Genomic DNA, 24,475 nt, shown 5'->3' with positions numbered 1-24,475 from the left:
CCGGCGAGGCCATCAGGACCGGTTAAGTGCGCCTTTGATCTCTTCCATGCGGCGATCGAGGGTATTGTGTCCGGCTTGCATGATATCGATATCGAAAAGGTGGCCGACAACCGCCAGTTCTTTCATGAGATCACCAATAATGAGATCGATACGTCTCGTAGCTCCCGCTCCCACCAATGTCCGGTCAACAGCATGATCAGTTCCGTGCTCAAGCGCGCGGTTGAGTTCCATGGCCGCAGCCAGAAACCTCTTTTGACATTCCCCAATGTTGGTCACCGATGCGGCACCACCGCACGCCACGGTCAGCCGAACAGCCTTGTTCTGAAATTCGCTCATGCTTCGATCTCCGATTGGGTAGGCTAAAACGTGACAAATGAAGCTAGACTGACGGCCTCGATCTTCCTGTGAACGCCGAAGCAATCGAATCGCCAGGTTGGCGGTCCGGGGAAACAAAGCCAGAGCATTGCGCTGGTGCCGACTGCGTACGCCAGCACCCGGCGGACAAGACCGGGTTGAAGACGCGACGCCCGCGCGCGCCACCCAAAGGCGTTGCAACGAAGAGGTTCTGTCCGGCCTCGACGCCGATGTTGAAGGTGACGAGGCTCAGTTGCACATCCGATTGCGGTAGGGCCGGTTTCCTTCAGCGCGCCAGAGAAGCCGAAGCCGTGCAGCAGGCAGAAGGCGAAGGAAACAACCCAAGGATAGGCTTCGGAGAGGCGCATTTCGTTCGTTTGCCTTCAGCACTTCGTCGAGGATGATGCTGCTCGACCTTCGAGGCAATGACGCCGATTGTTTCTCATTGCTTTCCCCTCCGTGCGGCAAGGCCGCTCCGCGATAGACCAACTACCTGCTCTTAACAATCACATAGTCTGGCAAGCTCCTCTTTGACGCAGGTCAAAATCACGCCGGCAGGCCCAATGTGCCGGCTAGTTGTCGTTTTGTGAACCTCAGACCAGAGGGGTCGACGCCTCGGCTTGAGCGCTTCACGCATTCGGCTCTGCCAAGCTAATATGCGGTCGGCGACCGCTCTAGCTAGCCAGCTCGCTGCGAAGTGAGCCCTGCGGAGGATATGTTCATGTGGAAGTTTCAACAAGCATTTCGCTCTGATCCACACCGGTCTGACCCGGCGGGTTCCTCCGTCGAAAGGGCGTTCTGGGAATCGGAGAACGAAGCCGAATACACCATCGGATGGGTTCGGATCACAGTGGGTCTTGCCTTGTTTGTGAGTGGCTTCCTCGTCTCCTCTGAAACCGCCGGCTTCGCTCAAGAGTACAACTTGACGCAACTGCGCGTAACGGCTCTGACCACGGTTGCGGCCTTTCTGGCTCTCGGCATCACGTCATTCCTGCTTGTGATCAGGCGTCACTTCAGGCCCTGGATGGCCTTTGCCCTCGTTACCGGCGACGCATTGATTATAGGAGCCAGCCTCTATTTTGCCCTGAACGACATCGGCCTGGCGGGCAACTGGGTGGTGACCATACCAACTATCTGGGCCGTGCCCCTGCTCCTGGCGGTCGGCGCGCTTCGATACAGGCCAATCGTTCAACTATGGGCCACATCGGCAACAATGATCGCCGTGGTCGGCGTTGCAGCTGGGCTTGGCTTTAGCCCGACAGGCGATGCGAACCCCGCTGAGACACAGGGAGTAAGCCGCCTTCTTTCGCTTCCTCCCTATATCATGCGGACCATTATGCTGTTGCTGATGGGTCTTGTAACGGCGTTGGCAATGGCGCGTTCTCGCCGCCTTCTGATCCGTATTGCGCGCGAGACAGCCAAGCGCGCAAACCTTGCTCGCTTCCTGCCAGCAGAAATCGTGCCATTAGTGGGGGACAATGATGTTGCTACGTGGCGGCAAGGCCGCCGCCAGCAGGGCGCGATTTTGTTTGTCGATATACGCGGGTTCACCGCTTACGCAGAAAAACTGGATCCCGCGAGACTGTCCGTCTTTATCTCTTCCTTTCGGCGACGAGTCATGCGTGCAACCGAGGCATCAGAAGGTGTGATCGACAAATTCATAGGTGACGGCGCTCTCATAGTCTTCGGCATTCCAGAGCCACGGGAGGATGATTGCGCTCGTGCCATCGCCTGCGCGCATCGGATTCTTTCGCTTGTCGACCAATGGAACATCAAGCGCGGTTTCGATCCGCCGATCCGCGTCGGGATAGGCATTCACAGCGGCGAGATGTACTACGGGCTAGTCGGTGACGAACACCGCCTTGAATTCACCGTGCTTGGCGACACAGTCAATGTCGCTGCCAAGATAGAACAAGCGACCAAGCGTTTCGACGCCACGCTGCTTGCCTCAGAGACAGTGGTGATGCAGGCAGGACAACAACACGCCTGGGTCGCGGTCGGCTGGGAGCCATTGGGCGGTCGCGGGGAGCGTGTGGGGCTCTTTGCGTTCGCCGGGACCAAGCCATACGAATGAAGGGCTTCTGTAACTATCCTGCTAGTTTTGATGGTGGAAATATCTTGCTCAGACTTGTACAGGCCCCAATGTCTCAATCGAACATGCAGGGCCAATTCGTTGGCGCGGAAAGACCGGGCGGCAGCGTCGTGAAGGCGTCGCCGCAGGCTATGTCAATTTGAGATTGCCGCAAACCGCTTGCTCGTGACAAATCGCTTCCCTCAATTCGCGTTAGGAAGAGAACAGCACGGTCAAATGCAGTCGTCCCCGCGAACGATGTTCCGGTGAAATCGGCTCGAGACAGATTTGCGAGCGAAAATCGAACGTTTTCGAGTTTCGCGCCGGTGAATCTGGCGCGGCCAAGCTCCGCTTTCTCGAAGTTGACATCGATCAGCCGCGCGAGGCTGAAATCGGCGCGCTGCAATTCGGAGCTGGTAAATGAGGTACGTTCAGCTGAAAAGCGAACGAAGCTCGCGCGGTGGCCTTCCACGCGCGTAAAATTTGCTGTCTTCGCGGTGGCCCCGGCGAGCGAGGCTCGCACGAGCTTCGCCTTCTCAAGATTGGCTCTGCTTAGGTTAGCACCACGAAGATCTGTCAGGCTAAAATCAGTGCCGGATAGGTTTGCGCCCTCCAGATCGGCTCGTTCGAGCATGAGGTGGCTCTTATTGCAGTCACTCCAGTTCAAACCAGGCATCGGCCAACTCTTGCAGTGCGACGCTTGTGCAGTGTCTCTGGAAACAAGAGCCACCATTGCCAACGCGAGCATCAAGGTGAGCGACGTTGGCATCAAGCCCCGGCGCGTTCGCAAGATGCGCCCCGACGTCATTCCGACGCAACGGGTGGGCGCGGTTTCGATCTTAAAGTTGTGCTGTCGCATCACGATCCCAATCCCGTCGCTCGTGCCACATCCCGCGCCCTCGAATCGACCGGGATAATCCAGAACCTATTTAGCGGACATCGACCCACTTCTTACCGTTACCAAGCTTCGTTCGCTTGGACATTGACGCGGATCAATGGGCCCGATCGGCCAAGAGTGCCATAGCCGCCTGCCGCGCAATGCCCGCGCTTCATCCGGTCTTTGATGCGCGTCAAACCCGGTTCACGGAGGCGCGTGCACAATTGCCGATGTTCGCGGCAGGCAACGAAGGAGATATCGATGACGGCACTCGTCTACGAAGGACCGGGACGCAAATCGCTCGTGGAGTGGTCGATACCGACGATCGCGGCGGCAACCGACTCCATTGTGAAGATCACGAGGACGACGATCTGAAGGACGGATCTGCATATTCTGAAAGGAGAAGTGCCGAGTTGCACAGCCGGCCGCATTCTCGGTCATGAGGGTGTGGGGATCGTGGAAGAAACAGGGCCGCGGTGAGCCAGTTCAAGAAGGGCGACCATGTCCTGATTTTCTGCATCTCGTCTTGTGGCAAATGCGACTCCTGCCGTCGCCGAATGTACTCCCACTGCACGACTGGCGGATGGATGCTAGGTAACACGATCGACGGCACCCAAGCCGAATACGTCCGCATTCCGCATGCCGACTCAAGCCTTTACCCGATCCCGATTTGTACATAGAAACCATCGAACCAGATGAAGCGAAGCGCGATTGCCGCGCTCTGTAAGGCTGAGATCACGTCGATGGGACGGTATATGCAAGCGCATGCTGGTCCGCCCGTCACGAGGTCATAGTACCTGTTGAGAGCCTGCTGCACGATCAGGGGGAACGATAAACGGCATGCTCGCGAGCGCACCTTGTGGCTTGGCCTTGTCATCCTTGCACTGGCAAATCCCACAGAGACGGGCGATGCACACCTTTCCGGACGATTTTGTCTCAGTCTTCGTGCTGTTTCCTGTATATCAGGACGGGGATGGTCGAATGCGTAAGAACTTTGGCGGCGACGCTGCCGATGATCAAGGCGCCGACACCGCCGCGGCCGTGCGAAGCCATGATGATCAGATCGGCGCCGATATCCTGCGCTTTTCTGATGATCTCGAGGTAAACCTCATGAGCGCTGGTTTGATCGGTCACACAGCGAACCCCGGCCGCCTCGGCCCTGGTCCGAGCGGCGCGAAGCGTCTCGGCAGCATGCACTTCGGAAAGCGCCTCATATTGCGCCCGGGTGTTGCTGAGTTGCTCCGCATCCAGAGAAACGAGATGAAAGGGCTCCGTCACGATAAGGATGGTGATTTTCGCGCCCACTTCCTTTGCGAACGTGATGGCGGCATCCACGGCCAGCGTCGCGAGCGGTGAGCCATCGGTAGGTATGAGGATGTTGCTGAACATGAAAGCCTCCCGATTGAAGTCGGAATCAAGGTAGCCGCATCGCCCTGAGCCGCCTTGACCCAGATCAATTAATTTAGCTTTATCTTATTTATTCGATGAGCAAGCAAAAATGAGCGAATGACCAGCTCCGGTCAAGGGCATGGGTTTCAGCGAACAGCGAGCGAACTTCCGAAAATGAACGACACACCGACGACGTGATACTTGGCCAATGTTTATGATATGCGCCGCCCCGAAGGCCAACACCTGGCGCCGCGAATTCCTCCCCTCGGGGCTGTAGGGACCTTATCCCGCCAGCATACGTGCAAGCATATTTCTGATGTGGTCCTGCGCGCCGTAGAAAATTGCCGCGACCATGATTGTGCTGCAATGTTCTACCGGTAGAAACCAAATAGCCGCCCTGTCCCGCCGAAGAAACCGAATCCCGGGATGAATATCGGGCCGCGGACTCCCGATATAGGGCGTATCGACGAGACGATCGATTTCGACACGCAATTTGCGGATCCGTTCAGCGGTACGCTCCACAGCATCGTCGGGCGAGTCCCCGAGTTCGACATAGGCGTCGAACAGATGATCGAAGATCAACTCGAAATCGCGTTCGGCATCCTCAGAATATTCAAGAGTCCACACGGACAACTCGTCGCTTCCGCTCAATCATTGCCGCGACGCGGCTTTCCATTTCCGTCGCAGAAATCATCGGTCCGTTCAATCGCCGCTGGACCAATTCGCGAAGCGCTGCCGTTTCAACGGTCTCAGTTTCGGTCTTTTGGCGAAGCAGTTCGAGGCCCTGCTGAAGAACGGAACTCATGCTGGAATACCGGCCGCTCTCCACTAGCGAACGCGCAAACGCATCCTGCTGGTCGGTCAGTGAGATCGACGATTTGACACTCATCGGTTTAACTCCTATGAGCCTAACTTGCTACTCAGTAGCACATTTGTCAATGACGAGACTCTGTCAGGTCGACAGAGTCAACGACGTCGGTGCAGAAGTAGATCGACCATGCGAGACGCCTTGAACATTCACAAACGGAATTAATTAAGCCGTATACTTCTCATGCAGACGCCGATTTCCATGCAATATCACTATAGGTAGACACCAAGTATCGTTATTCAACATTATACACGCACAATCTGAACCGCTACAATTCATATCCATCACAAAACTACTTCAGAAATCCGATCAATAATTGATCAACAAAAGATTAATACTTATCGCCATCAAACATGATCGAGGTTTTTCGGAGATCTAGCCGGAGACCAAAGGCAGGCAACTACCCCGTTGGGCCGATTGGACCCTTATGAGAAGCCAGCGCCAATCACCCTTCGCGGCCGGACGCAAACACCGCATGCTGCTTGGCGAGCAGTTCGACCACTTGGTCGATGAAAGCGGGCTCGACATCGGCGGCAAACTCGATGCGGGTATTCTTGCCGTCACGCTTGAGTTTGGCGAAGGCGCGCCCGCCGGCGTCGACCAGCATCTCCGGCTTCGCCGTTTCCGCCTTCGGTTTGCGCGTAAGTCGGGTGAATAGAATCTGGAACCGGTGGTCGCTTTCCGCTTCGAGGAAGCGGCGCGTGCGGCATTCCTCCTGCGCCAGCTCCACAGCGGCCATGTCTTCGAGCAGCGCGCCAAACGCCATCCAGCGCTCGCGGCCGACCTTTGGCGCCGGACCGATGGCCCGCGCGATCGCCGGCGGCACGCCTTCAGCCACCTGGATGAGGCGCGAGAGCTCGCTCTTTTGCACGGCGAGCGCCTCGCCGATCACCTTGCGGTCGAAACCGCGATCGGCAAGGGCCGAGGCAAACATCGCCCGCTCGATAAAGGAGAGGTTGCGTCGCTCGGCATTTTCCTTGCCCTGCGCCAGCACCAGCTCGTCATCGGAAAGCGGCCGAACGATCGCCTTGACCTTGATGCCGAGGCTGCGCACGGCGTTGAGGCGCCGGTGGCCATAGGCCGTCTGGTAGCGGCCCTTCACCTGCGGGTGCGGACGCACCAGGATCGGCGACTGCTGGCCGCTGTCTCGGATGCTGTCGGCAAGTGCCAGGAACTCCGGGTCGTCGGTTTCACCGTCGGTCAGGCGGTCGCCGATGAAGGACGCGTCGATCAAGTCCGGATCGAGCTCGACCACGCGTTCGCCCTGGTGCAAGGCCTCGCGCAGCGCACGCGCCTCCTCCGCTTCGCGGGTGATGCTGCCGAGCGAAAGGCCCATGGCCTTGATCGCGCCGGAAGCCGCACGTGGCACGTCGGCAGCGGGCGCGTTGATCGCGACCGGCTTGGCGGGCTGAGCGTTGATCGCCGCGGGCGCCTTCCCGCCACCTTCCGGCGCGGACGCCGCCGGCGCCACGTTACCGGAGAAAAGGGCGCGCAGTTCGTTCTTGCGGTTACCAGCCATGATCAGCGCCCCCATGCCGCATGAATGAGTGCTTCAATCTCGCCGTTGACGGCGTTGAGCGATTCGACCGCGCGGTCATAGGTGGCGCGGGTGAAGTTCTCGCGGCCGACCTCGTAGAGTGTCTGTTTCGTCAGGCCGGCGTCCGAGACTGCCGTCGATTTCACCATCGCCGACGTCAGCACGCGGTCACCGAACAGCGAGCGCATGAAACCGACGATCTGCGCCTGCGGGCCGTCGTTCGGCTCGAAGCGCGTGACGAGGTAACGCAGGAAGTCGAAGTTCAATTCACCGCCAGCCTCGCGCACGACGCTGAGGAGGTCCGAGGTCATGTAAAGGAACTGGTTCATCGACGCGACGTCGAGCATCTGCGGGTGCACAGTGACGACGACGGAGGTGGAAGCGCAGAGCGCCGATAGCGTCAGGTAGCCGAGCTGCGGCGGGCAATCGATGATGACGACATCATAGTCGTCGGCGACATCAGCAAGGGCTGCCTGGACGCGGGCGAAGAACAGCGGGCCGGCATCGGTGCCGTTGTGACGGGCACCCAGAGCCTGCGGGGTCGTGTGCTCGAACTCCTGCAGCTCGAGATTGCCGGGCACGAGATCGAGGCCGTCGAAGTAGGTCTTGCGGATGATGTCCTTCAGCGGACGCGCTTCGGCGTCGTAGCGGATCGCGCCATAGAGCGTGTCGTTGCCGGTAAGGTCCAGCTCCGGCTGATAGCCGAACAGCGCCGACAATGAGGCCTGCGGGTCGAGGTCGACGGCCAGAACCCGATGTCCGGTCATGGCAAGATATTGCGCGATGTGGACCGACGAAGTGGTCTTGCCGGAGCCGCCCTTGAAGTTGGTGACGGAGATGACCTGCAGATGTTCGCCCGCTTCCGGATCACGCCACTTCAGGTAGCTTCGCGCCTTGGCGGCATTGCCCTTGGCAAGCGCCTGCTCGGCCAGATGCCGGCGAAGCGCGTTGATGTCGGACAAGGAATAGGAGCGGCGACCGCCAAGCCCCGTGTCCGGCTGCGGTCCTTCTCCGGCGAGCGAAAGCTGGCGCAGATAGCCGTCGGAAACGCCGATCAGCTTGGCTGCCTCACCAGACGTGAAGCTACGCAGCGTCTTCATCGCCGTCGGCGCGAAGAGCCGTTCGCGCATGGCCTTCAACTGTTCGGATAGCGCCCGCGCATCAGCCGCGATTGCTTCGTCGGCTGGACGGCGGGTCTGGGAGAGACCCGCATCCTGCCTTGCCTGCGTTGCCGTGATGTTCATTCCGCCATACTCCTTGCATGCATCAGACGGCCCGACGGAGCCGGAGCGCATTAACAGCGATTCAATTCAAATACGGCCAATCAGCACTTATTCGAAAAACTCCGTAACAGAGATGCCGGAGCTTCTGATTCGCGTCAAGAGTGCGCCGGACGATCGCAGGCATTCGCCAGCGACACCGCGCTTCGGAAGACGCAAGCAAAAACGCCCGCGAGCGTGACGCGGGCGTTTTTTTGGCAAGGCCGATGAATGAGGATCAGAGCTTGGGGCTGACGTGATCCGGGATCGGGCACTGATAGGGCTTGCCCTCCGTCTTTTCACGCCACTCGGCCTTTGCGCGTGCCAGGAGATCGGCATCGAGAATGAGGTCGAGGCCTGTCGCCGCCAGTGACTTTGCCGCATGGGCGAAGGCCTTGTGGGCGGCCGAACTCTTGCCCTGCGCCACCACCTGCCAGGTATGCGGCGCAGTCCCGATCGCCCATGCCGGCGCCCAGCATTGCGCCGTCGGGGTGATCCAGCTGACATCGCCGACATCGGTCGAGCCGGCGCGAAAATGCGACTGCCCCTCGAAGTCACGAAGACCGAGATGCAGGCCGGTCGAGCCGTCCATGCGGCTGTTGGCAAAGACATCGCCCTTGATCTGGTAGAGCCGCATGCTGCTCGAAATCGCCTCCGGCGTCAGCGTCTTCTGGATCTCCCTGGCAAAGGCAATGTCCGCCTCGTCGAAAGGCACGGGGCCAAGCGCCGCCATGTTTTCGTGGATCGCCGTTTCCAGCGCGATGTTGGGCAATAGATTTGTCGCGGCGCGATCGAAGACGATCTCGACCTCGGTCTCCGTCATCATCGCCGCGCCCTTGGCGATCTTGTCGATGCGGGCGGCGAGCGCTAAGGCCTCGGGCATCTGCGGTGCCCGCACGAGATAGAGCGCCTCGGCGCGGGATTGAACGACGTTTGCCGCCTTGCCGCCGGCATCGGTGATCGCATAGTGCACCCGGCAATCCTGCGGCATGTGCTCGCGCAGGAAGTTGACGCCGACATTCATCAGTTCCAGCGCATCGAGCGCGCTGCGGCCGAGATGCGCGCCGTTCGAGGCGTGGGCCGCAACACCCTTGAAGCGGTAATAGATTTCGAGAACAGCAAGATTGTTGGTCGAGCGCACGCCGTTGAAGGGTGCCGGATGCCAGGTGAGCGCCGTATCGACATCGGCAAAGACGCCGGCACGCGCCATGAAGGTCTTGCCGGAACCGCCTTCCTCGCCGGGGCAGCCGTAATAGCGCACCGTGCCCGGCAGCTGGTTGTCCTTGAGGTGTCGGGCAAGCGCCACGGCGGCAAGCATGGACCCCGTGCCGAGCAAATTGTGGCCGCAGCCATGACCGGTGCCGCCCTCGACCTCTGCCCGGGCTTCGCCAACACCAGCCACCTGGCTCAAGCCCGCAAGCGCGTCGAACTCGCCGAGAAAGGCGATTACCGGACTACCCTCGCCCATTTCGCCGACAAAGGCGGTGTCGATCTCAGCGAGCCCCCGGGTCACCCGGAACCCGTACTTTTCCAGCATGGCGATCTGGGCCGCCGCGGACTTTTCCTCGTGAAAGCTCAGTTCCGCATGCTCCCAGATGGCATCGCTCATCGCGGCGAATTCGGGCTTCAGCGCCTCGATGGTTTCGACAAGGGCGGAGAGTGCGGGTGACTTGGGCATGAATCTTCCTTTTGCGACGCGCGGGCGCGACCGCATCGGCATTTCTGTCATTGGATGGAAGATGGCGGCTGACCGCCGCCATCATCGTCGAAGGACCTGTGGACGGATCAGTCGTCGAGCGTCACTTCCCAGAGGCGGGTGTTGGACTGCCAGACCGGTTCGCCGTGCAGCTTCTTGGTGGCGCCCCAGATATCGACCATGTCGTACATGAAGATGCCGGGGACTTCGTCGAGCATCAGCTGGTGGAATTCGTCGAAGATCGCCTGGCGCTTGGCCTGATCCGCCTCGACATAGGCCGCCTTCATCAGTTCGACCGCCTTCGGATTGTCCCACATCAGCGAAGCGTTCTTGTCCTTGTTGCCGACATAGAAGCTGTACATCAGCGCCGGGTCGAGACGCGGCGAGACCGACTGCGAGATCACCTGATAGTTGCCCGAACGACGGCGATCGACCTGGGTGGCGTAGTCGAGCACTTCAATCTGCACGTTGAGGCCCACCTGTTGCATCATCGCCTGGGCGATGACGGCGGCCGGGAAGCTCGGCACGTTGCCGCGCTTGTTGGCGATGATGGTGATCGGCTCACCGTTGTAGCCAGCCTCGGCAAGATTCTTCTTCGCCTTTTCGGGATCCATCGGGATCTTCTTCTTCTGCACATCCGAATAGAAGACCGAGTCGGCCGAAACCATCGAGGCATTGGCTTCGCCGGTACCGTTGGAGACGGCGGCGACGAGTTGGTCGAGGTCGAGCGCCTCGGCCATGGCGCGGCGGACCGCGACGTTGCTCAAAATCTTGTCGCGGGTCTGGAAGTACAGCAGGTTCTTGCCGTTGTTGCGCTTGACGATGAGTTGCATCGTGTCGCTGTCCTTGAACTCGGCGATGAGATCGGCCGAGACTTCGGCGGTATCAAGCGCGCCTGAAAGCAGTCCCGTCTTCACGGTCGAGGCGTCCGGGATCACCATGAACTTGACGCCGTCGACGAGCGGGCGCTTCGAGCCGACCATGCCGTCCGGCTTGCCGTCATTTTCGGGCGAGACGTAGTCGGCGTTCCTTTCCAGCCGCACATACTCACCCTTCTTCCACTCGGCCCACTTGAACGGGCCGGTGCCGATCGGGGCGACGAAGGCGCCATCGGCGCCGACCGAATCCTTGGAGACAATGCCGGTGTAGCCGCATTCAGGACGCGCCATCAGGCCGAGGAAGACGGCCGACGGCTTCTCGATGCTCATGGTGATAGTCGCGGCATCGGCGGCAGCGACGTTCGTCACCTTGATCGACTTGCTGCCGTCGAAGTCGCCGGCGCAGGTCCACTTGGTCTCCGGCTTCATGTAGCGGTTCCAGTTCCACACCACGTCCTCGGCGGTGAGCGCCTTGCCGTTGTGGAACTTCACGTCGTCGCGCAGCTTGAAGGTATAGGTCAGGCCATCGGGCGAAACCTCTAAGCTCTTTGCGAGCAGAGGCTTCACCTCGCCGTTTTCGGCGTAACCGACGAGGCCCTCGACGATGTGGAAGATCACCGAGTCGGTGTTGCCGTCGCGGTTGACGCCAGGCTCGTTGCTGCGGATGTCGGAGCTTTGCGCCACCGTCAGGTCGCGGGCATGACCGAGCGCAATCGCGCTCATCAGCATGGTACCGGCGAGCAGTATGGTTTTCATGGTTCCTCTCTCTTTTCTCTTTGTTGGTTGTCGGTTCAGAAGGCGCGCCAGCAGGCCTGTGACAGCTTGCCAATGGTTTCGAGCGCGATGGTGTAGCCGGGCGTGCCGTCAGGCATCAGCGCGGGCACGTCGTCGGTAAAGGCGGCAATCGCGTAGAGCGGCTTGCCGTCACGATAGACGACGCCGGCATCCATGCGGCCGCGCTTTCCCCGACCGCCTTTGCAGGCGGCCACCGTATCGAAGGGCAGCCGCGAGCGCAGGCCGTAGCGCAGCACCTGGTTCTTCAGGGTCTTCAGGGCGAAGGCGGCGAGCTCAGAGGAGATGCCGAGCCGCGCTGCCGCAGCGGCGTCGTCCTGCGCTGCCAAGATCAACTCCAGCAGCATCACCTGGTCGGCCGCCGTCGTCGTGGTCACGTCGGCCAGCGAATGATCAGGCTTCAGCGCCAGCGGTGGAATGAGGAAGCGGTGGTGCGTGCCCACCATGCCGAGCGCCTTGCAATAGCCGTCGACCTCTTCGAGCGTCAGCCGCTCGAACACCATCTTGGTGCAGACGTTGTCGCTCAGCACCATCATGCCGACGATCGCGTCGCGCAGAGAAATGACGATGCCCGGCGTCAGGTAGCGGAACATGCCGCTCGCGACTTCCTGGGCCAGCCGAGCCTCGTAGGTGATGCGCTCATCGAGATCGAGCCGTCCCTCGGCCACCGCCTTCAGCGCTGCCATCATGATCGAGGTCTTGCGGGTGCTGGCAGACGGCGTCTCCTCGCTCTCACCCCGGCCGATTGTTTCGCCGGTCACGAGATTGCGCACCAGAAAGCGCGTGACGAAAGGCTGAGCGTCGGCGATCGCGTGGAGTTCGGCAGCGATGGCGCCGGCCTTGAGGTCATTCGTCATCTCAGGCCTCCAGCCGCCACTTGAGGGAAACGCCGCCGGTCTGATTGAGATCGAGCGCCGGGATCGCGGAGAGCAATTTGCGGGTATAGGCCTCCTTCGGCGCATCGAAGATGCGGTCGCGGTCGCCCTCCTCGACGATGCGACCGTCCTGCATGACGATCACCCGGTCAGCGACCTGTTCGACCACGCCAAGATCGTGACTGATGAACAAGCATGAGAAACCGTAGCGCTTCTGCAGATTGGAGAAGAGCTCAAGCACCTGAGCGCGGACGGTGACGTCGAGCGCCGAGACGGGCTCGTCGGCGATCAGGAACTTCGGACGGCGGGCGATGGCACGGGCGATCGCCACGCGCTGGCGCTGGCCGCCCGAGAGCTCGTGCGGATAGCGGTTGGCGAAATCGGCGCTAAGACCGACCTCTTCCAAAGTTTCGAGCGCACGCAGGCGCTTGGCGGGCGTATCGAGATCCCGCACCAACCGCAGGGCTTCCTCGACCAGCGCCTGGATGGTCATGCGCGGATCGAGCGATGAGTATGGGTCCTGGAACACCATCTGGCAGTTCAGCCGATAGTCGCGCCAGTCGGCGCTGCGCTCGCGGCCCTGGAACAGGATCTCGCCCTGGCTCTGCTCGACGAGCCCCGCGATGGTGCGGCCGAGCGTCGTCTTGCCGGAGCCGGAGCCGCCGACGAGCGCCACCATCTCACCGACATGAATGTCGACGCTGACGCCATGCAGCGCCCGCTTCGGCTCCTGCCTTTTGAAAAGCCCCTTGCGGCCCGGATAGTCGACGACGATGTTGCGCGCCGAAACCATGGGGGTGCGGGTCGTGTCGAGCTTGCGCGGCGCACCCCGGAAGGGCAGCGAGGAGAGCAGCCTGCGGGTATAGGCATGCTGCGGCGCCTGCAGGATCTTGTCTGTCAGTCCCTGTTCGACCACCACGCCTTTTTCCATCACCACGAACCGGTTGGTGTAGCGGGCCACCATAGGCAGATCGTGGCTGATCAGGAGCACCGCCGTGCCCTCGGCTTGCGTGAGTTCGACCATCAGTTCCATGACGTCGCGCTGGACGACGGCATCGAGTGCCGTCGTCGGCTCGTCGGCGATCAGCAGTGCGGGTTTCAACAGCATCACCGAGGCGAGCATGATGCGCTGGCGCATGCCGCCCGAGAATTCGTGCGGATAGGCGGTCAGCGCCCGCTCCGGCTCACGGATGCCGACACGCTGCAGCATCGACAGAACCGCCGTGCGACGCTCCTCCACCGTCATCTTGGTGTGGAGGATCAGACCCTCTTCGAGCTGACGGCCGATGGTCATCGACGGGTTGAGCGAGGTCATCGGCTCCTGAAAGACGACGCCCACCTCCCCGCCGCGAAGCTGGCGCAGATCGCGGTCCTTCATCGCAAGCACGTCACGCCCCCGGTAGAGGATCGTGCCGCCGGTATGACGGACGGCCGGCGGGATCAGGCCGATGATGGCTCGCGTCGCCAGCGTTTTGCCGGAACCGCTTTCGCCGACGATGCCGACGATCTCACCGGGCGCGACATCAAAGCTGACGTTCCTGACCACCTGGTTGCCGGAATGGGTGACGGCAAGCGAGAGGCATTGCACGCTCAGAAGAGGTGCACTGGGTAGAGTTTTTCCGGTCATTTCAGGCCTCGCATGCGGGGGTCGAGCCGGTCGCGCAGCGCATCGCCAAGCAAGTTGATGCCGAGCAGCGTGAGCGCGATGCAAAGACCGGGGAAGAAACCAAGCCAGACGGCCTGTTCGATGAAGGGGCGGCCGGCGGCAAGCATATTGCCCCAGGTGGGCGCTGGTGGCGGCACGCCGAGCCCGAGGAAGGAAAGCGCACTTTCCGACAGGATCGCCCAGCCGAACATCGAGGTCGCAAGCACGGTGATCGGCGCCACGCAGTTCGGCAGGATATGGCGCAGCATCGTATAGATCTCGCCATTGCCCATGACCCGAGAGGCCTCGATGAACTCGCGTTCGCGCAGCGACAGAACGGCGCCGCGCACGACACGGGCCATCGATGGCGTATAGGCGATGCCGAGCGCGAAGATGATGCCGTACTGGTTGGCGCCGAAGACAGCGAGCAGGCCAAGCGCCAAGAGGATGCCCGGAAAGGCGAGCAGCGCGTTGTTGACCGCCATGATCACGCCGTCGATCCAGCCGCGGGCGTAACCGCTGACGATCCCGATGAAGGTGCCGCAGACGACGGCGAAGGCGACGGTGAGGCAGCCGATCCACACACTGGCGCGGGCGCCGACCATCAGCCGACTGGCGACGTCACGGCCGAACTCGTCGGTGCCGAGCCAATGCGCAGCACCCGGAGCGGCAAGGCGCGACGTAAAGCCGAGCGCCATCGGGTCATAGGGCGTCCAGACGAGACCAATGAGCGCGATGAGAACAAGCAGGCCGATCAGGCCGCCGCCGATGACGCCATTGAACGTGAGCTTTCTCATTCTGCCACCACCCGCGGATCGAAGAGAGGATAGAGAAGGTCGACCACCAGGTTGACGACGACATAGGAGAAGGCGACGAGCAGCAGGCAGCCCTGGATCACCGGGTAATCACGCTGGAAGATCGCGTCGACCATCAGCCGGCCGAGGCCGGGGATGGTAAAGACCGTCTCGATGACGGCGATGCCGCCGAGCAGGTTGCCGAGGATCAGGCCGATCATCGTCCAGGTCGGGCCGAAGGCGTTCTTGAACGCATGCCGCCAGAGAACGGCGCTTTCCGAAAGCCCCTTGGCGCGGGCGTGGGTGATGTAGTCGAGGCGGAGCACTTCGAGGGTCGAGGCGCGCGCCATGCGGATGATCACGCCCATCTCGTGGATGACGAGCGTCATGACCGGCAGCACCAGATAGACAAGCCCGGCCTTCCAGTTCTCCGAGATCGGCACGTAGCCGAGCACCGGCAGCCAGCCGAGTTTCAGACCGAAGGCCAAGAGCAGCAGCAGGCCGAGCCAGAAGGTCGGGATCGACAGAAGCACGGTGGCGGTGCCGACCAGCGCAAGATCGGTGAGGCTATTCTGCCGCCAGGCGGCGATGACCCCGGCCGGAACCGCAATCAGGCTTGCGAGGAACACGGCGATCACGACGATTTCGGCGCTGACCATGAAGCGGCTGAGAACCAGATGCAGCACCGGCTCGCCTGTCACGATCGACTGGCCGAAATCGCCTGAGAGGATATTGCCGGCCCAGACGACGAATTGCTCCGGGATGCTGCGGTCGAGACCGAGGAGGTTGCGCATCTCGGCGATCTGATGCGGCTCGGCCATATCGCCGAGCATCAGCGCTGCCGGGTCGCCGGGAATGAGGCGGATGAGCGTGAAGACGGCTACCGAGACGATAACGATCGTCGGTATCGCCATCACGAGGCGATTGAGAATGAACTTGATCATGGGTTCCCCGTACTGAGGCTGGCCGCACGCGTTACCGCGATTCTCCCGCCCGTCGGCTTTTGTTGAGGGAACTATGATCGATTGGAAAAAATCGCGCAATATTATGAGTATTCGTCATACGCCTATGACAAGGGCATGACACGTCAGGCGAGCACAGGTGGCCCGCTGTCGCTTCCAAAAACGTTATGAAACAGGATGTTATGCGCTGACGGAGCGCAAAATCGGCAAGCCGCTACGCTTCGTGGACCGCGGCCACCTGCCGCTTCAGGCAGTCGATCATCGCCTGGGCCGCAAGCGACAAGGGAACGCCTGATGCCGTTGCAACACCGAAATCCTGGGTGAGATGCGGCGAGAACGGGCGGATTTCGATCGGCAGATGGCGGTGCAGGTTGGCAAAGAAGCTGCTGATAATGGCGACGCCGAGGCCGTACGCCGCGTAGGCGCAAGCGGAACTGTTGCTGTGGGTCTCGATCTTGACCTTCTGCGGCACGCCCGCTTTGCGGAAGATCTCATCGAGCATGACGCGCGTCGGCCGCCTGCGGCCAATCAAGATCAGAGGCACGCCGCGCAATTCCTTGGGGGTTACGGTCTCGTGTTCCGAAAGCGCGTGCCCCTTCTCCATGACGCAGACACTGACGCCCTTGGCCACCGGCTGCATCTCGATACCGGCGCTCAATTGCCCCTCATAGCGCAGGAACCCGAAATCGATGATGCGCTGCTCCACAAGCCGGGCAATCGCAACCGTGGTGTCGAAGAAGGTCTCAATCCGCACGCCCGGAAAATCCTTGGCATAGTCGGCAAGCATGGCCGGAGCGAATGTCTCGGACATGCTGTTCGGCAGCCCGATGCGCACGACCTCGGGGCCGACGGCGCCGCTGCGCAGGTCCTGCGCCAGATTGGTGAAACGGTCGATGCCCAGCAAGATATGCTCGGCATCTTCGGCAAGCTTCATCGCCTCCGGCGTTGCGATCAGCCTTCCCTTGTCGCGGGCAAAGAGTGTCAGCGACAGGTCTTCTTCGAGCTGTTGCAGCAATCGGCTCACGCCCGATTGGCTGAGCCCCATGGTCTTGGCAGCGGCGATCGTCGATCCAGTCGCAAGCAACGTGCGCAACACTTCGAGTTGTCGAAAATTCACCCCGCCCTCGCCCCCGCTTCGCTTGAATTACAGCTTTCTCCCGTGTTTACGGGATGAAGCGTCTTCAAGGAAGGGTGTGCGGGGTGCACGAGATCGCGCATCTGGATCGCGAGGCGCGGAAGGGTCCCGACGATGAGCGGTCCCGGGCAGGGAGCGCGCTGACGCGCTCCCTGGATTGCAATCAGGCGCCGGCGCTCAGCGGCTGGCTGAAGCGCTTGGCGAAGACCTCGATCGATCCGCGACCGAAGCGATGCAGCTGGCGCCTCGTCATCACCGACATCACGCGCGCCGCCGTCGAGAACGTCATCTCGTCGAGTGGCCCATCGCCGCTCCAGGGCTTGTTCAGCCGGTCGGTGACGATGCCGATCAAATTTGCCGGCATGATATCCGTGCAGGGTTTCATCCAATCAAAGACCTCGCTGATCGCAATCAGCTTGCCTTCATAGGAAACAACCGGTTCGGGCATGCCTTCACCCCAATCGTCATAGGCTTCCAGAGCGTCGCGAAACAGGTTCTGGAGAGTGATCGGGGCATGCCCTTCATGGAGAGCAGGCAGTAAATTCGTCATTTGTGTCTCCTTCAGTGGTTAAGGCCGGGAAACGCGAATGGCCAATTCTGTCAGCATGTGTTTGTGTTCGTGCCGGGCGGCCGTACTCTGAGACCACGCGACTGGTTAAACTACAGGCCACGACGCAATGCACAAGACGGGTAATGGTTCCCTGAGCCGCAGTCTTTTTGGGCGGGAAGTTGGCACGCATACTCGGCGTGACCCTTGGCCTGACGCGCACGTCATGCCTTCCCCTGGTGCGATCTTACCGATCCAGCCACGAAGGTAAACACCTGGCCTTCAGGGCGGCAGAAACGAAAAACTAACATCGATAATTTCTATAGAATATACTATCTTACCCGATCTGGCCAGATAATCCACTGATATGCACCTCAATCGATAGGGAGCAATCATATGGGAACGATCTCGCGGCTATCCGAGAAAACACGGGCCCCGGCGCACCGGATCGAAAGCGAGGAGGAAGCACTGTCGATCGCACGCGAGCTGGCCGCGGACTTCGCCCGCAATGCGAGCGAGCGCGATACGGATCGCATTCTGCCCTTCGACGAGCTTGATGCGCTGGCTCAATCGGGCCTGCTCGCGATCACCGTGCCGCCGGAATATGATGGCATCGACGTCTCCAATGCCGTCCTTGCGGACATCACCGCGATTCTTTCGGAAGCCGATTCGTCGATCGGGCAGATCCCTCAGAACCATTTCTACATTCTCGAGGCGCTCCGCACCGACGGAACCGAGGAACAGAAGGCATTCTTCTACGAAAGGGCGCTTGCCGGCGACCGTTTTGGCAACGCGTTGTCTGAACGCGGCACCAAGACCGTCGGCGATTATGCCACCCGGCTGACGCCCGACGGACTCGGCTTCCGGCTCAACGGGCGCAAGTTTTATTCCACCGGCGTGCTCTTCGCCGAATGGGTCGTGGTCTTCGCACTCGACCCGGATGACAAGCTGACCATGTCCTTTGTTCCGCGCGACGCCGAGGGCCTGCAGATCATCGACGATTGGGACGGCTTCGGACAGCGCACCACCGGCAGCGGCACCACCGTGCTGCAGAACGTCTATGTGACGGCCGACGCCGTGGTGCGGCATCATCGCGGCTTCGAGCGCCCGACGACCATCGGTTCCGTCGGCCAGATCATTCATGCGGGGATCGATCTCGGCATCGCCCGCGCCGCCTTTGCCGAAACGCTCGATTTCGTGCGAAATCATGCCCGTGCCTGGATGGACAGTGGCGTCGAGCGCGCCGCCGACGATCCGCTGACGATCGCCCGCATCGGCCAGCTTGCAATCCGCCTGGAAGCGGCAGCAGCCACCGTCGATCGCGCCGGCAGGAAAGTCGACATCGCCCAGGTCAACGGCACCGAGCAAAGCGTCATCGAAGCGACACTCGCGGTGGCGGCTGCCAAGGTGCTGACGACGGAGATTGCGCTCGAGGCCAGCAACACGCTCTTCGAGCTCGCCGGCACCGCCTCGACCCGGATCGGCCTCAATCTTGACCGGCATTGGCGCAACGCCCGGACCCACACGCTACATGATCCGGTCCGCTGGAAGCATCACGTCGTCGGCAACTACCACCTCAACGGGGTCAAGCCCCCGAAGAATGGCGCGCTCTGACCCGCATGCAAGCATCCGGCCCGACGCGTAAGCGCGCTTCGGGCCGTGACCAACTGTGCGCGAAGGAGAGCCACATGAGCCGTGAAATCCGACTGAATGCCTTTGACATGAACTGCGTCGGCCATCAGTCGCCGGGGCTGTGGACGCACCCGCGCGACCAATCCTCGCGCTACAAGGACCTCGATTACTGGGTGCATCTCGCAAAAACGCTCGAGCGCGGCAAGTTCGACGGCCTGTTCATTGCCGATGTGCTCGGTGTCTACGATGTCCTGAACGGCAACACCGAGGCGGCGCTGCGCCACTCGGCGCAGGTGCCGGTCAACGATCCGCTGCAACTGGTGCCGACCATGGCCTACGAGACCGAACACCTGGGTTTCGGGCTGACGGCGTCGCTCTCCTTCGAGCACCCCTACACGTTCGCGCGCCGCATCTCGACGCTCGACCACCTGACCAAGGGCCGGGTCGGCTGGAACATCGTCACCTCCTATCTGAATAGCGGCGCCCTCAACGTCGGCCAGGCGCAGCAGACGCGCCACGACGACCGCTACGATCTCGCCGAGGAATATCTCGAGGTCTGCTACAAGCTCTGGGAGGGAAGCTGGGAAGACGGAGCGGTCGTGCGTGATCGCACCAGCGGCATCTTTACCCATCCGGAGAAAGTCCACCCGATCGACCATCGCGGCCGCCATTTCACCGTGCCGGGCATCCACCTGAGCGAGCCGTCACCGCAGCGCACCCCGGTGCTCTACCAGGCGGGCGCCTCGAGCCGCGGCAAGGATTTCGCCGGCCAGCACGCCGAATGCATCTTCGTCGCCGCCCCCTCGAAGACCGTGCTCAAGCGCTACGTCGCCAATGTCCGCGAAGCAGCGGCGCGCGCGGGGCGCAACCCGCGCGAAATCCTCGCCTTCAACCTGCAGACGGTCATTCTCGGCGAGACCGATGCCGAGGCGAAGAAGAAGTTCGACGAGTACCGCAAACATGTCTCCTACGAAGGCGCACTGGCGCTGATCTCCGGCTGGACCGGCATTGATTTCGGCCAGTTCGCCCCGGACGAGCCGTTGCGGCACCGCTATACCAATGCGGTGCAGTCCGCCGTCGAGACCTTCACCACGATCGACCCCGATCGGGTGTGGACCGTGCGCGAGATGGCCGACTGGGTGGGCATTGGTGGCTTCGGCCCCGTCTTCGTCGGCTCGCCGGCGACAGTCGCCGATCTCCTGCAGGAATGGGTCGAGGACACCGATGTCGACGGTTTCAACCTGGCCTATGCGGTCACGCCGGAGACCTTCGATGATGCGGTCGACCTGCTGGTGCCGGAATTGCAGAAGCGCGGCGTCTACAAGACCGACTACCGCCAGGGCACGCTTCGGGAAAAACTGTTCGGCGGCGGGCCGAGGCTGGTGGCGCCGCATCCGGGCGCTGGCTATCGCGACCTTGCCCGCCAGCGACAGGCACTTGCCGCTTCCGCCTAAGCGCAACAAAATAAAAAAACGCCGCCGGGTTTGTCCCGGCGGCGTTTTTCTTCTGGGCGACACCAATCCCGACGGCAGGTGCGGTTCAGCTGTAGAGGCTTACCGGCGGAATCTGCCCGTTCAATGCGAAGTTTCCCACCTCGCGCGCCTTGTAGGCGACCGGATCGTGCAGGGTGTGGGTGCGGACATTGCGCCAATAACGATCGAAGCCATGGTGCCCCGCCGTCGAACGGGCCCCCATCAGTTCAAAGACCTTTGACGTGACGTCGAGCGAGACGTGGGTGGCGTGAACCTTGGCGGCATAGGCTTCGATCGCGGCTTCGCCGCGCGCCTGAGCCGTCACCGTCCTGCCTTGCGACAAGGCTGCCTCGACAGCGCTCGCCGCGGCATCGGCCAGGGCCACGGACGCTTTCAGGCTCGCCTGAAGCTCGCCGATGCGCTCGAGGATGTAGGGGTCCTCGCTCGCCCGCTCTACGCCGGACGTGATCCAGGCGCGTGTCGTGCTGCTAACATAATCGAGTGCTGCGGCGAGCGCGCCTTCGGCCGTCCCGAGATAGAAGTTGACGAAAACGAGCTGGATCAACGGGGTATTGAACGTCGCCTGGACCGCTGGCGGATCGGAGGGATCGGCGAGTGGCAGGATGAAATCGCGCTCATAGACGGGGAAATCGCGAAATTCGACGCTGCCGCTATCCGACAGCCGCTGGCCGATATTGTCCCAGTCGTCGTTGACGATATAGCCCGGACGGTCGGTCGGGACGACGAAGTTGGCGATCTTGCCGTCGATAGCGGCGTTGACATTGATGCGGGCGGAGACATGCGCGCCCGTCGAAAACGTCTTGCGGCCGTTCAGCACATAGTGAGCGCCGCGCCTCTCGAGCGTCAGGCCGGGATCGCGCGGGTTGACCGCAGCGCCCCAATAGAGTTGCCGTTCGACGGTTTCAGCGCCAAGGACCCAGGCCTGCTTCGGATCGGCAGCGGCCCAGTAGACATATTGGCTGTTGACATAGTGATAGCCGAGCAACTGCCCGATCGAGCTTTCGCCGCGTGCGATGATGCGCACCAGCCTGAGCCCGTCGACCCAGCTCAAGCCGCCACCACCGACCTCCGGCGCGTGCAGCGCCGTCAACAGTCCCGCCTGACGAAGCGCCTCGATCTCCTCTCGCGGCGGCGCCCCCACCCGGTCAAGCTCGGCACCGCGCCGCGCAAGATCCTTCGACAGCGTTTCGGCGCGGGCGAAAAGATCCCGCCGCCTCTCTTCGTGCTCGCTGTTGGCCGGTGTCGGTTCTCTGAGGAAATGCACGTTGCTCATCCGCCGTTCTCCATGGATCGATGCGAAATAGTGCACTTATTCTATGGACAATAACAGCAAATGATTTGCGACTTGGGCGGGCAGCCGGGAAAGTCCTACCCGTCCTTCACGAGCGGCCGTGGCGCATTGCCAGAAGTGACGGGGTGGCTCAGCCGACGTCTGCGTCCCGCAATGCAACGATCTCGGAAGCGTTGTCGTTTGCGGCAAACTGGGCGAGCGTCATGTTGTCGAGGATTGATGCGATCGCATCGCGCACGTCGCTCATCGATTTGCGCACATGACAGTTGACCGGATCCGCGCAATCGTCACAGGCCTCAAACGCCGTGCGGCTCGCGCAGCGGATCGGCGCTAAGGGCCCGTCCAGAGTGCGGATCACCTGGCCGATGCGAATGTCGGACGCCGGTCGAGACAGGGAATAGCCGCCGCCGGGGCCCTTCTTCGAGCGCAGAATGCCGGCATTACGCAGTTCGAGAAGGATCGCATCGAGGAACTTCTTCGGGATATTGTTCCGCGTGGCGATCTCGGTGATGAAGGCGGTCTCCCCGGGCTCCAGTTGAGCCAGGTCGACAAGGGCCTTGAGCCCGTATTTTCCTTTTTTGGTCAACATGCCACTTCGCTTTCCTGAACAACGAAGGCCGCCACAATGCCGCTACCAGCGGCATTTGCCGGGAACAACGGGTTGTGACGGCCGCACTCTTTCGCTTAGGATGTCCTACACCCAAACCGCACTATTCTCAAGAAATTACGTCAGTTACTGCATAGATTTAGTGATTTTTGTTGGCGCCTTTATGGCAGGGAGCGATTTTCCCTGCCCGGCCCACGCCAAGGCCCGTGTCAAACGAGCGAAAACGAATGTTGGGACTTTTAGTAAAACGCCATTGTTGAAGGCACGCGCGCTCACACCGTGAGATGTCTCCGTGCCTCGGTGGTGTCCAGCGTCTCGGGCGGTCCTTCGTGAACTACCGCACCGCGATCCAGGATGTAGACGTGGTCGGCAAGCTCCCGGCAGAAATCGAGATATTGCTCGACGAGCAGGATCGCCATGCCGGTAGAATCCCTGAGGTAGCGGATCGCCCGGCCGATATCCTTGATGATCGAGGGCTGGATGCCCTCCGTCGGTTCGTCGAGCACCAGGATCTTCGGCCGCGTGACCAGCGCCCTGCCGATCGCCAACTGTTGCTGCTGGCCGCCGGAGAGATCGCCGCCACGACGTCCGAGCATCGAGCGCAGAACCGGAAACAGGTTGAAGACATCCTCCGGTATCGAGCGGTCGCCGCGTTTCAGCGGGGCATATCCGGTCTCAAGGTTTTCCCGGACCGAAAGCAGCGGAAAGATCTCACGCCCCTGGGGCACGTAGCCGATGCCTTCTTTTGCCCGTCGATAGGGTGCCATGCCGGCGAGTGCGACGCCGTTGAAGCCGATCGCGCCGGCGCTGATCGGATGCTGACCGGTGACGGCCCGCAACAGGCTCGACTTGCCGACACCGTTGCGGCCGAGCACGCAGGTGATCTTGCCCATTTCGGCCGTGATCGACACGTTGCGCAGCGCCTGCGCGGCGCCATAGTGCAGATTGACGTTTTCGACGCAGAGCATGGCGCGTCCTCCTTAGAGATTTGCGGTTTGGAAGATCACCGGCCAAGATAGTTCTCGATCACTTTCGGATCGCTGCTGACAAAATCGATCGAGCCTTCCGCCAGCACCGCACCCTCGGCAAGGCAGGTGACCTTGACGCCGAGCTCACGGATGAAACCCATGTCGTGCTCGACGACGACGACCGAACGGGTCTTGGCGATCTCCTTGAGCAGGATGGCCGTTTCGGCGGTTTCCGCATCGGTCATGCCGGCGACCGGTTCGTCAACGAGCAGCAGTTCGGGCTCTTGCGCGAGCAGCATGCCGATCTCCAGCCACTGCTTCTGCCCGTGCGAAAGATTGGCGGCGAGGTCGCTGCTGCGGGCAGAAAGCCGGATGGTCGCAAGGATTTCCTCGATCCGGGTCTTGTCCTCGGGCGTCAGCCGATAGAAGAGCGTCGGGAAGACGCCGCGCTTGCGGTTGAGGGCGAGTTCGAGGTTGTCCCACACCGTGTGGCTCTCAAAGACAGTCGGCTTCTGGAACTTGCGGCCGATGCCGAGCGAGGCGATCTCGGCCTCGTCCTTTTTGGTGAGATCGATCTCGCCCTTGAAGAACACCAGCCCTTCGTCGGGTCGCGTCTTGCCGGTGATGATGTCCATCATCGTCGTCTTGCCGGCGCCGTTCGGGCCGATGATGGCTCTGAGTTCCCCCGGCTCGATGACGAAGGAGAGCGCGTTCAGCGCCTTGAAGCCGTCGAAAGAGACGGAGACGCCGTCAAGATAAAGCAGGCTTGTCGGCTTGGTCTGGCCGATGGGTTGATTCATGTCGC

General features: G+C 61.4%; 22 protein-coding genes and 1 pseudogene. 4 read left to right on the top strand and 19 right to left on the bottom strand.

From position 1 onward, the window contains the following. Positions 1 to 12: 12 nt before the first annotated feature. On the bottom strand, positions 13 to 336 hold the full coding sequence (locus MKZ91_RS04870) for a hypothetical protein (RefSeq protein ID WP_336168505.1): 324 nt from the start codon (positions 334 to 336) through the stop codon (positions 13 to 15). A 739-nt stretch (positions 337 to 1,075) separates the two neighbouring features. Between MKZ91_RS04870 and MKZ91_RS04865 the strand changes: the two genes are divergently transcribed. Continuing rightward, positions 1,076 to 2,428 carry an adenylate/guanylate cyclase domain-containing protein gene (locus tag MKZ91_RS04865; RefSeq protein ID WP_336168503.1) on the top strand — a complete coding sequence of 451 codons (1,353 nt, stop codon included), beginning with the start codon at positions 1,076 to 1,078 and terminating at the stop codon, positions 2,426 to 2,428. A gap of 73 nt (positions 2,429 to 2,501) precedes the next feature. Here the strand turns inward: MKZ91_RS04865 and MKZ91_RS04860 are convergent, their stop codons facing one another. Beyond that, positions 2,502 to 3,173, bottom strand: coding sequence for a pentapeptide repeat-containing protein (locus MKZ91_RS04860; protein ID WP_442892200.1), 672 nt, complete (start codon positions 3,171 to 3,173; stop codon positions 2,502 to 2,504). Positions 3,174 to 3,686: 513 nt separating this feature from the next. Here MKZ91_RS04860 and MKZ91_RS04850 point away from each other — a divergent pair. Further along, a pseudogene (locus tag MKZ91_RS04850) lies at positions 3,687 to 3,982 on the top strand (alcohol dehydrogenase catalytic domain-containing protein). A gap of 256 nt (positions 3,983 to 4,238) precedes the next feature. On the opposite strand, the gene MKZ91_RS04845 reads toward MKZ91_RS04850, so the two are convergent. The 13 genes from MKZ91_RS04845 to MKZ91_RS04785 all read right to left on the bottom strand — a co-directional run bounded on the left by MKZ91_RS04845 (position 4,239) and on the right by MKZ91_RS04785 (position 17,682). Next, the gene (locus MKZ91_RS04845) at positions 4,239 to 4,691 is read right to left on the bottom strand and encodes a universal stress protein (RefSeq protein WP_336168498.1); all 453 of its coding nucleotides are present in this window, start codon (positions 4,689 to 4,691) and stop codon (positions 4,239 to 4,241) included. A 282-nt stretch (positions 4,692 to 4,973) separates the two neighbouring features. Further along, positions 4,974 to 5,324, bottom strand: coding sequence for a type II toxin-antitoxin system RelE/ParE family toxin (locus MKZ91_RS04840; RefSeq protein ID WP_336168496.1), 351 nt, complete (start codon positions 5,322 to 5,324; stop codon positions 4,974 to 4,976). Beyond that, complete coding sequence (locus MKZ91_RS04835; protein WP_120709413.1) at positions 5,305 to 5,580, bottom strand: type II toxin-antitoxin system ParD family antitoxin; 276 nt, start codon at positions 5,578 to 5,580, stop codon at positions 5,305 to 5,307. The genes MKZ91_RS04840 and MKZ91_RS04835 overlap by 20 nt, the downstream gene beginning before the upstream one ends. Positions 5,581 to 6,004: 424 nt before the next feature. After that, on the bottom strand, positions 6,005 to 7,078 hold the full coding sequence (gene repB, locus MKZ91_RS04830; protein ID WP_336168492.1) for a plasmid partitioning protein RepB: 1,074 nt from the start codon (positions 7,076 to 7,078) through the stop codon (positions 6,005 to 6,007). Between the two features lie 2 nt (positions 7,079 to 7,080). Next, the gene (repA, locus tag MKZ91_RS04825; protein WP_336168491.1) at positions 7,081 to 8,340 is read right to left on the bottom strand and encodes a plasmid partitioning protein RepA; all 1,260 of its coding nucleotides are present in this window, start codon (positions 8,338 to 8,340) and stop codon (positions 7,081 to 7,083) included. A gap of 253 nt (positions 8,341 to 8,593) precedes the next feature. Next, positions 8,594 to 10,033 carry a M20 family metallopeptidase gene (locus tag MKZ91_RS04820; RefSeq protein ID WP_336168489.1) on the bottom strand — a complete coding sequence of 480 codons (1,440 nt, stop codon included), beginning with the start codon at positions 10,031 to 10,033 and terminating at the stop codon, positions 8,594 to 8,596. Between the two features lie 107 nt (positions 10,034 to 10,140). Then, on the bottom strand, positions 10,141 to 11,685 hold the full coding sequence (locus tag MKZ91_RS04815; RefSeq protein ID WP_336168488.1) for an ABC transporter substrate-binding protein: 1,545 nt from the start codon (positions 11,683 to 11,685) through the stop codon (positions 10,141 to 10,143). Positions 11,686 to 11,720: 35 nt separating this feature from the next. Further along, a complete protein-coding gene (locus tag MKZ91_RS04810) occupies positions 11,721 to 12,578 on the bottom strand; it encodes a serine hydrolase (protein ID WP_336168486.1) in 858 nt (285 codons plus the stop codon). A gap of 1 nt (position 12,579) precedes the next feature. Beyond that, positions 12,580 to 14,223: an ABC transporter ATP-binding protein gene (locus tag MKZ91_RS04805; protein WP_336168484.1), complete on the bottom strand. Its 1,644-nt coding sequence runs from the start codon at positions 14,221 to 14,223 to the stop codon at positions 12,580 to 12,582. Then, positions 14,220 to 15,038, bottom strand: a complete 819-nt coding sequence (locus tag MKZ91_RS04800; protein ID WP_336168481.1) for an ABC transporter permease — start codon at positions 15,036 to 15,038, stop codon at positions 14,220 to 14,222. The genes MKZ91_RS04805 and MKZ91_RS04800 overlap by 4 nt, the downstream gene beginning before the upstream one ends. Further along, the gene (locus MKZ91_RS04795) at positions 15,035 to 15,979 is read right to left on the bottom strand and encodes an ABC transporter permease (protein ID WP_336168479.1); all 945 of its coding nucleotides are present in this window, start codon (positions 15,977 to 15,979) and stop codon (positions 15,035 to 15,037) included. Before MKZ91_RS04795 ends, MKZ91_RS04800 begins: the two co-directional genes overlap by 4 nt. A gap of 232 nt (positions 15,980 to 16,211) precedes the next feature. Continuing rightward, positions 16,212 to 17,114: a LysR family transcriptional regulator gene (locus MKZ91_RS04790; protein ID WP_336168476.1), complete on the bottom strand. Its 903-nt coding sequence runs from the start codon at positions 17,112 to 17,114 to the stop codon at positions 16,212 to 16,214. Positions 17,115 to 17,295: 181 nt separating this feature from the next. After that, positions 17,296 to 17,682 (bottom strand): hypothetical protein, encoded by a 387-nt coding sequence (locus MKZ91_RS04785; RefSeq protein WP_336168474.1) that lies wholly within the window; start codon positions 17,680 to 17,682, stop codon positions 17,296 to 17,298. A gap of 393 nt (positions 17,683 to 18,075) precedes the next feature. Between MKZ91_RS04785 and MKZ91_RS04780 the strand changes: the two genes are divergently transcribed. Next, complete coding sequence (locus MKZ91_RS04780) at positions 18,076 to 19,293, top strand: SfnB family sulfur acquisition oxidoreductase (RefSeq protein WP_336168473.1); 1,218 nt, start codon at positions 18,076 to 18,078, stop codon at positions 19,291 to 19,293. Positions 19,294 to 19,367: 74 nt separating this feature from the next. Then, complete coding sequence (locus MKZ91_RS04775; protein WP_336168470.1) at positions 19,368 to 20,765, top strand: LLM class flavin-dependent oxidoreductase; 1,398 nt, start codon at positions 19,368 to 19,370, stop codon at positions 20,763 to 20,765. Between the two features lie 85 nt (positions 20,766 to 20,850). Here the strand turns inward: MKZ91_RS04775 and MKZ91_RS04770 are convergent, their stop codons facing one another. The 4 genes from MKZ91_RS04770 to urtD all read right to left on the bottom strand — a co-directional run bounded on the left by MKZ91_RS04770 (position 20,851) and on the right by urtD (position 24,470). Further along, positions 20,851 to 22,077: an acyl-CoA dehydrogenase family protein gene (locus MKZ91_RS04770; RefSeq protein WP_336168468.1), complete on the bottom strand. Its 1,227-nt coding sequence runs from the start codon at positions 22,075 to 22,077 to the stop codon at positions 20,851 to 20,853. 148 nt (positions 22,078 to 22,225) lie between these two features. Continuing rightward, positions 22,226 to 22,684 carry an RrF2 family transcriptional regulator gene (locus MKZ91_RS04765; protein ID WP_336168466.1) on the bottom strand — a complete coding sequence of 153 codons (459 nt, stop codon included), beginning with the start codon at positions 22,682 to 22,684 and terminating at the stop codon, positions 22,226 to 22,228. Positions 22,685 to 22,974: 290 nt separating this feature from the next. After that, a complete protein-coding gene (gene urtE / locus MKZ91_RS04760) occupies positions 22,975 to 23,670 on the bottom strand; it encodes an urea ABC transporter ATP-binding subunit UrtE (RefSeq protein WP_336168465.1) in 696 nt (231 codons plus the stop codon). Positions 23,671 to 23,705: 35 nt separating this feature from the next. Then, entirely contained in the window at positions 23,706 to 24,470 is a 765-nt protein-coding gene (gene urtD, locus MKZ91_RS04755) for an urea ABC transporter ATP-binding protein UrtD (protein ID WP_336168464.1), read from the bottom strand. Between the last annotated feature and the right edge of the window lie 5 nt (positions 24,471 to 24,475).

The sequence above is a fragment of the Ensifer sp. MJa1 genome (assembly GCF_037026475.1).
Taxonomy (GTDB): domain Bacteria; phylum Pseudomonadota; class Alphaproteobacteria; order Rhizobiales; family Rhizobiaceae; genus Ensifer.
Note: the sequence above shows the minus strand (reverse complement) of the source record. Positions and strands in the feature narration are given on the sequence as shown.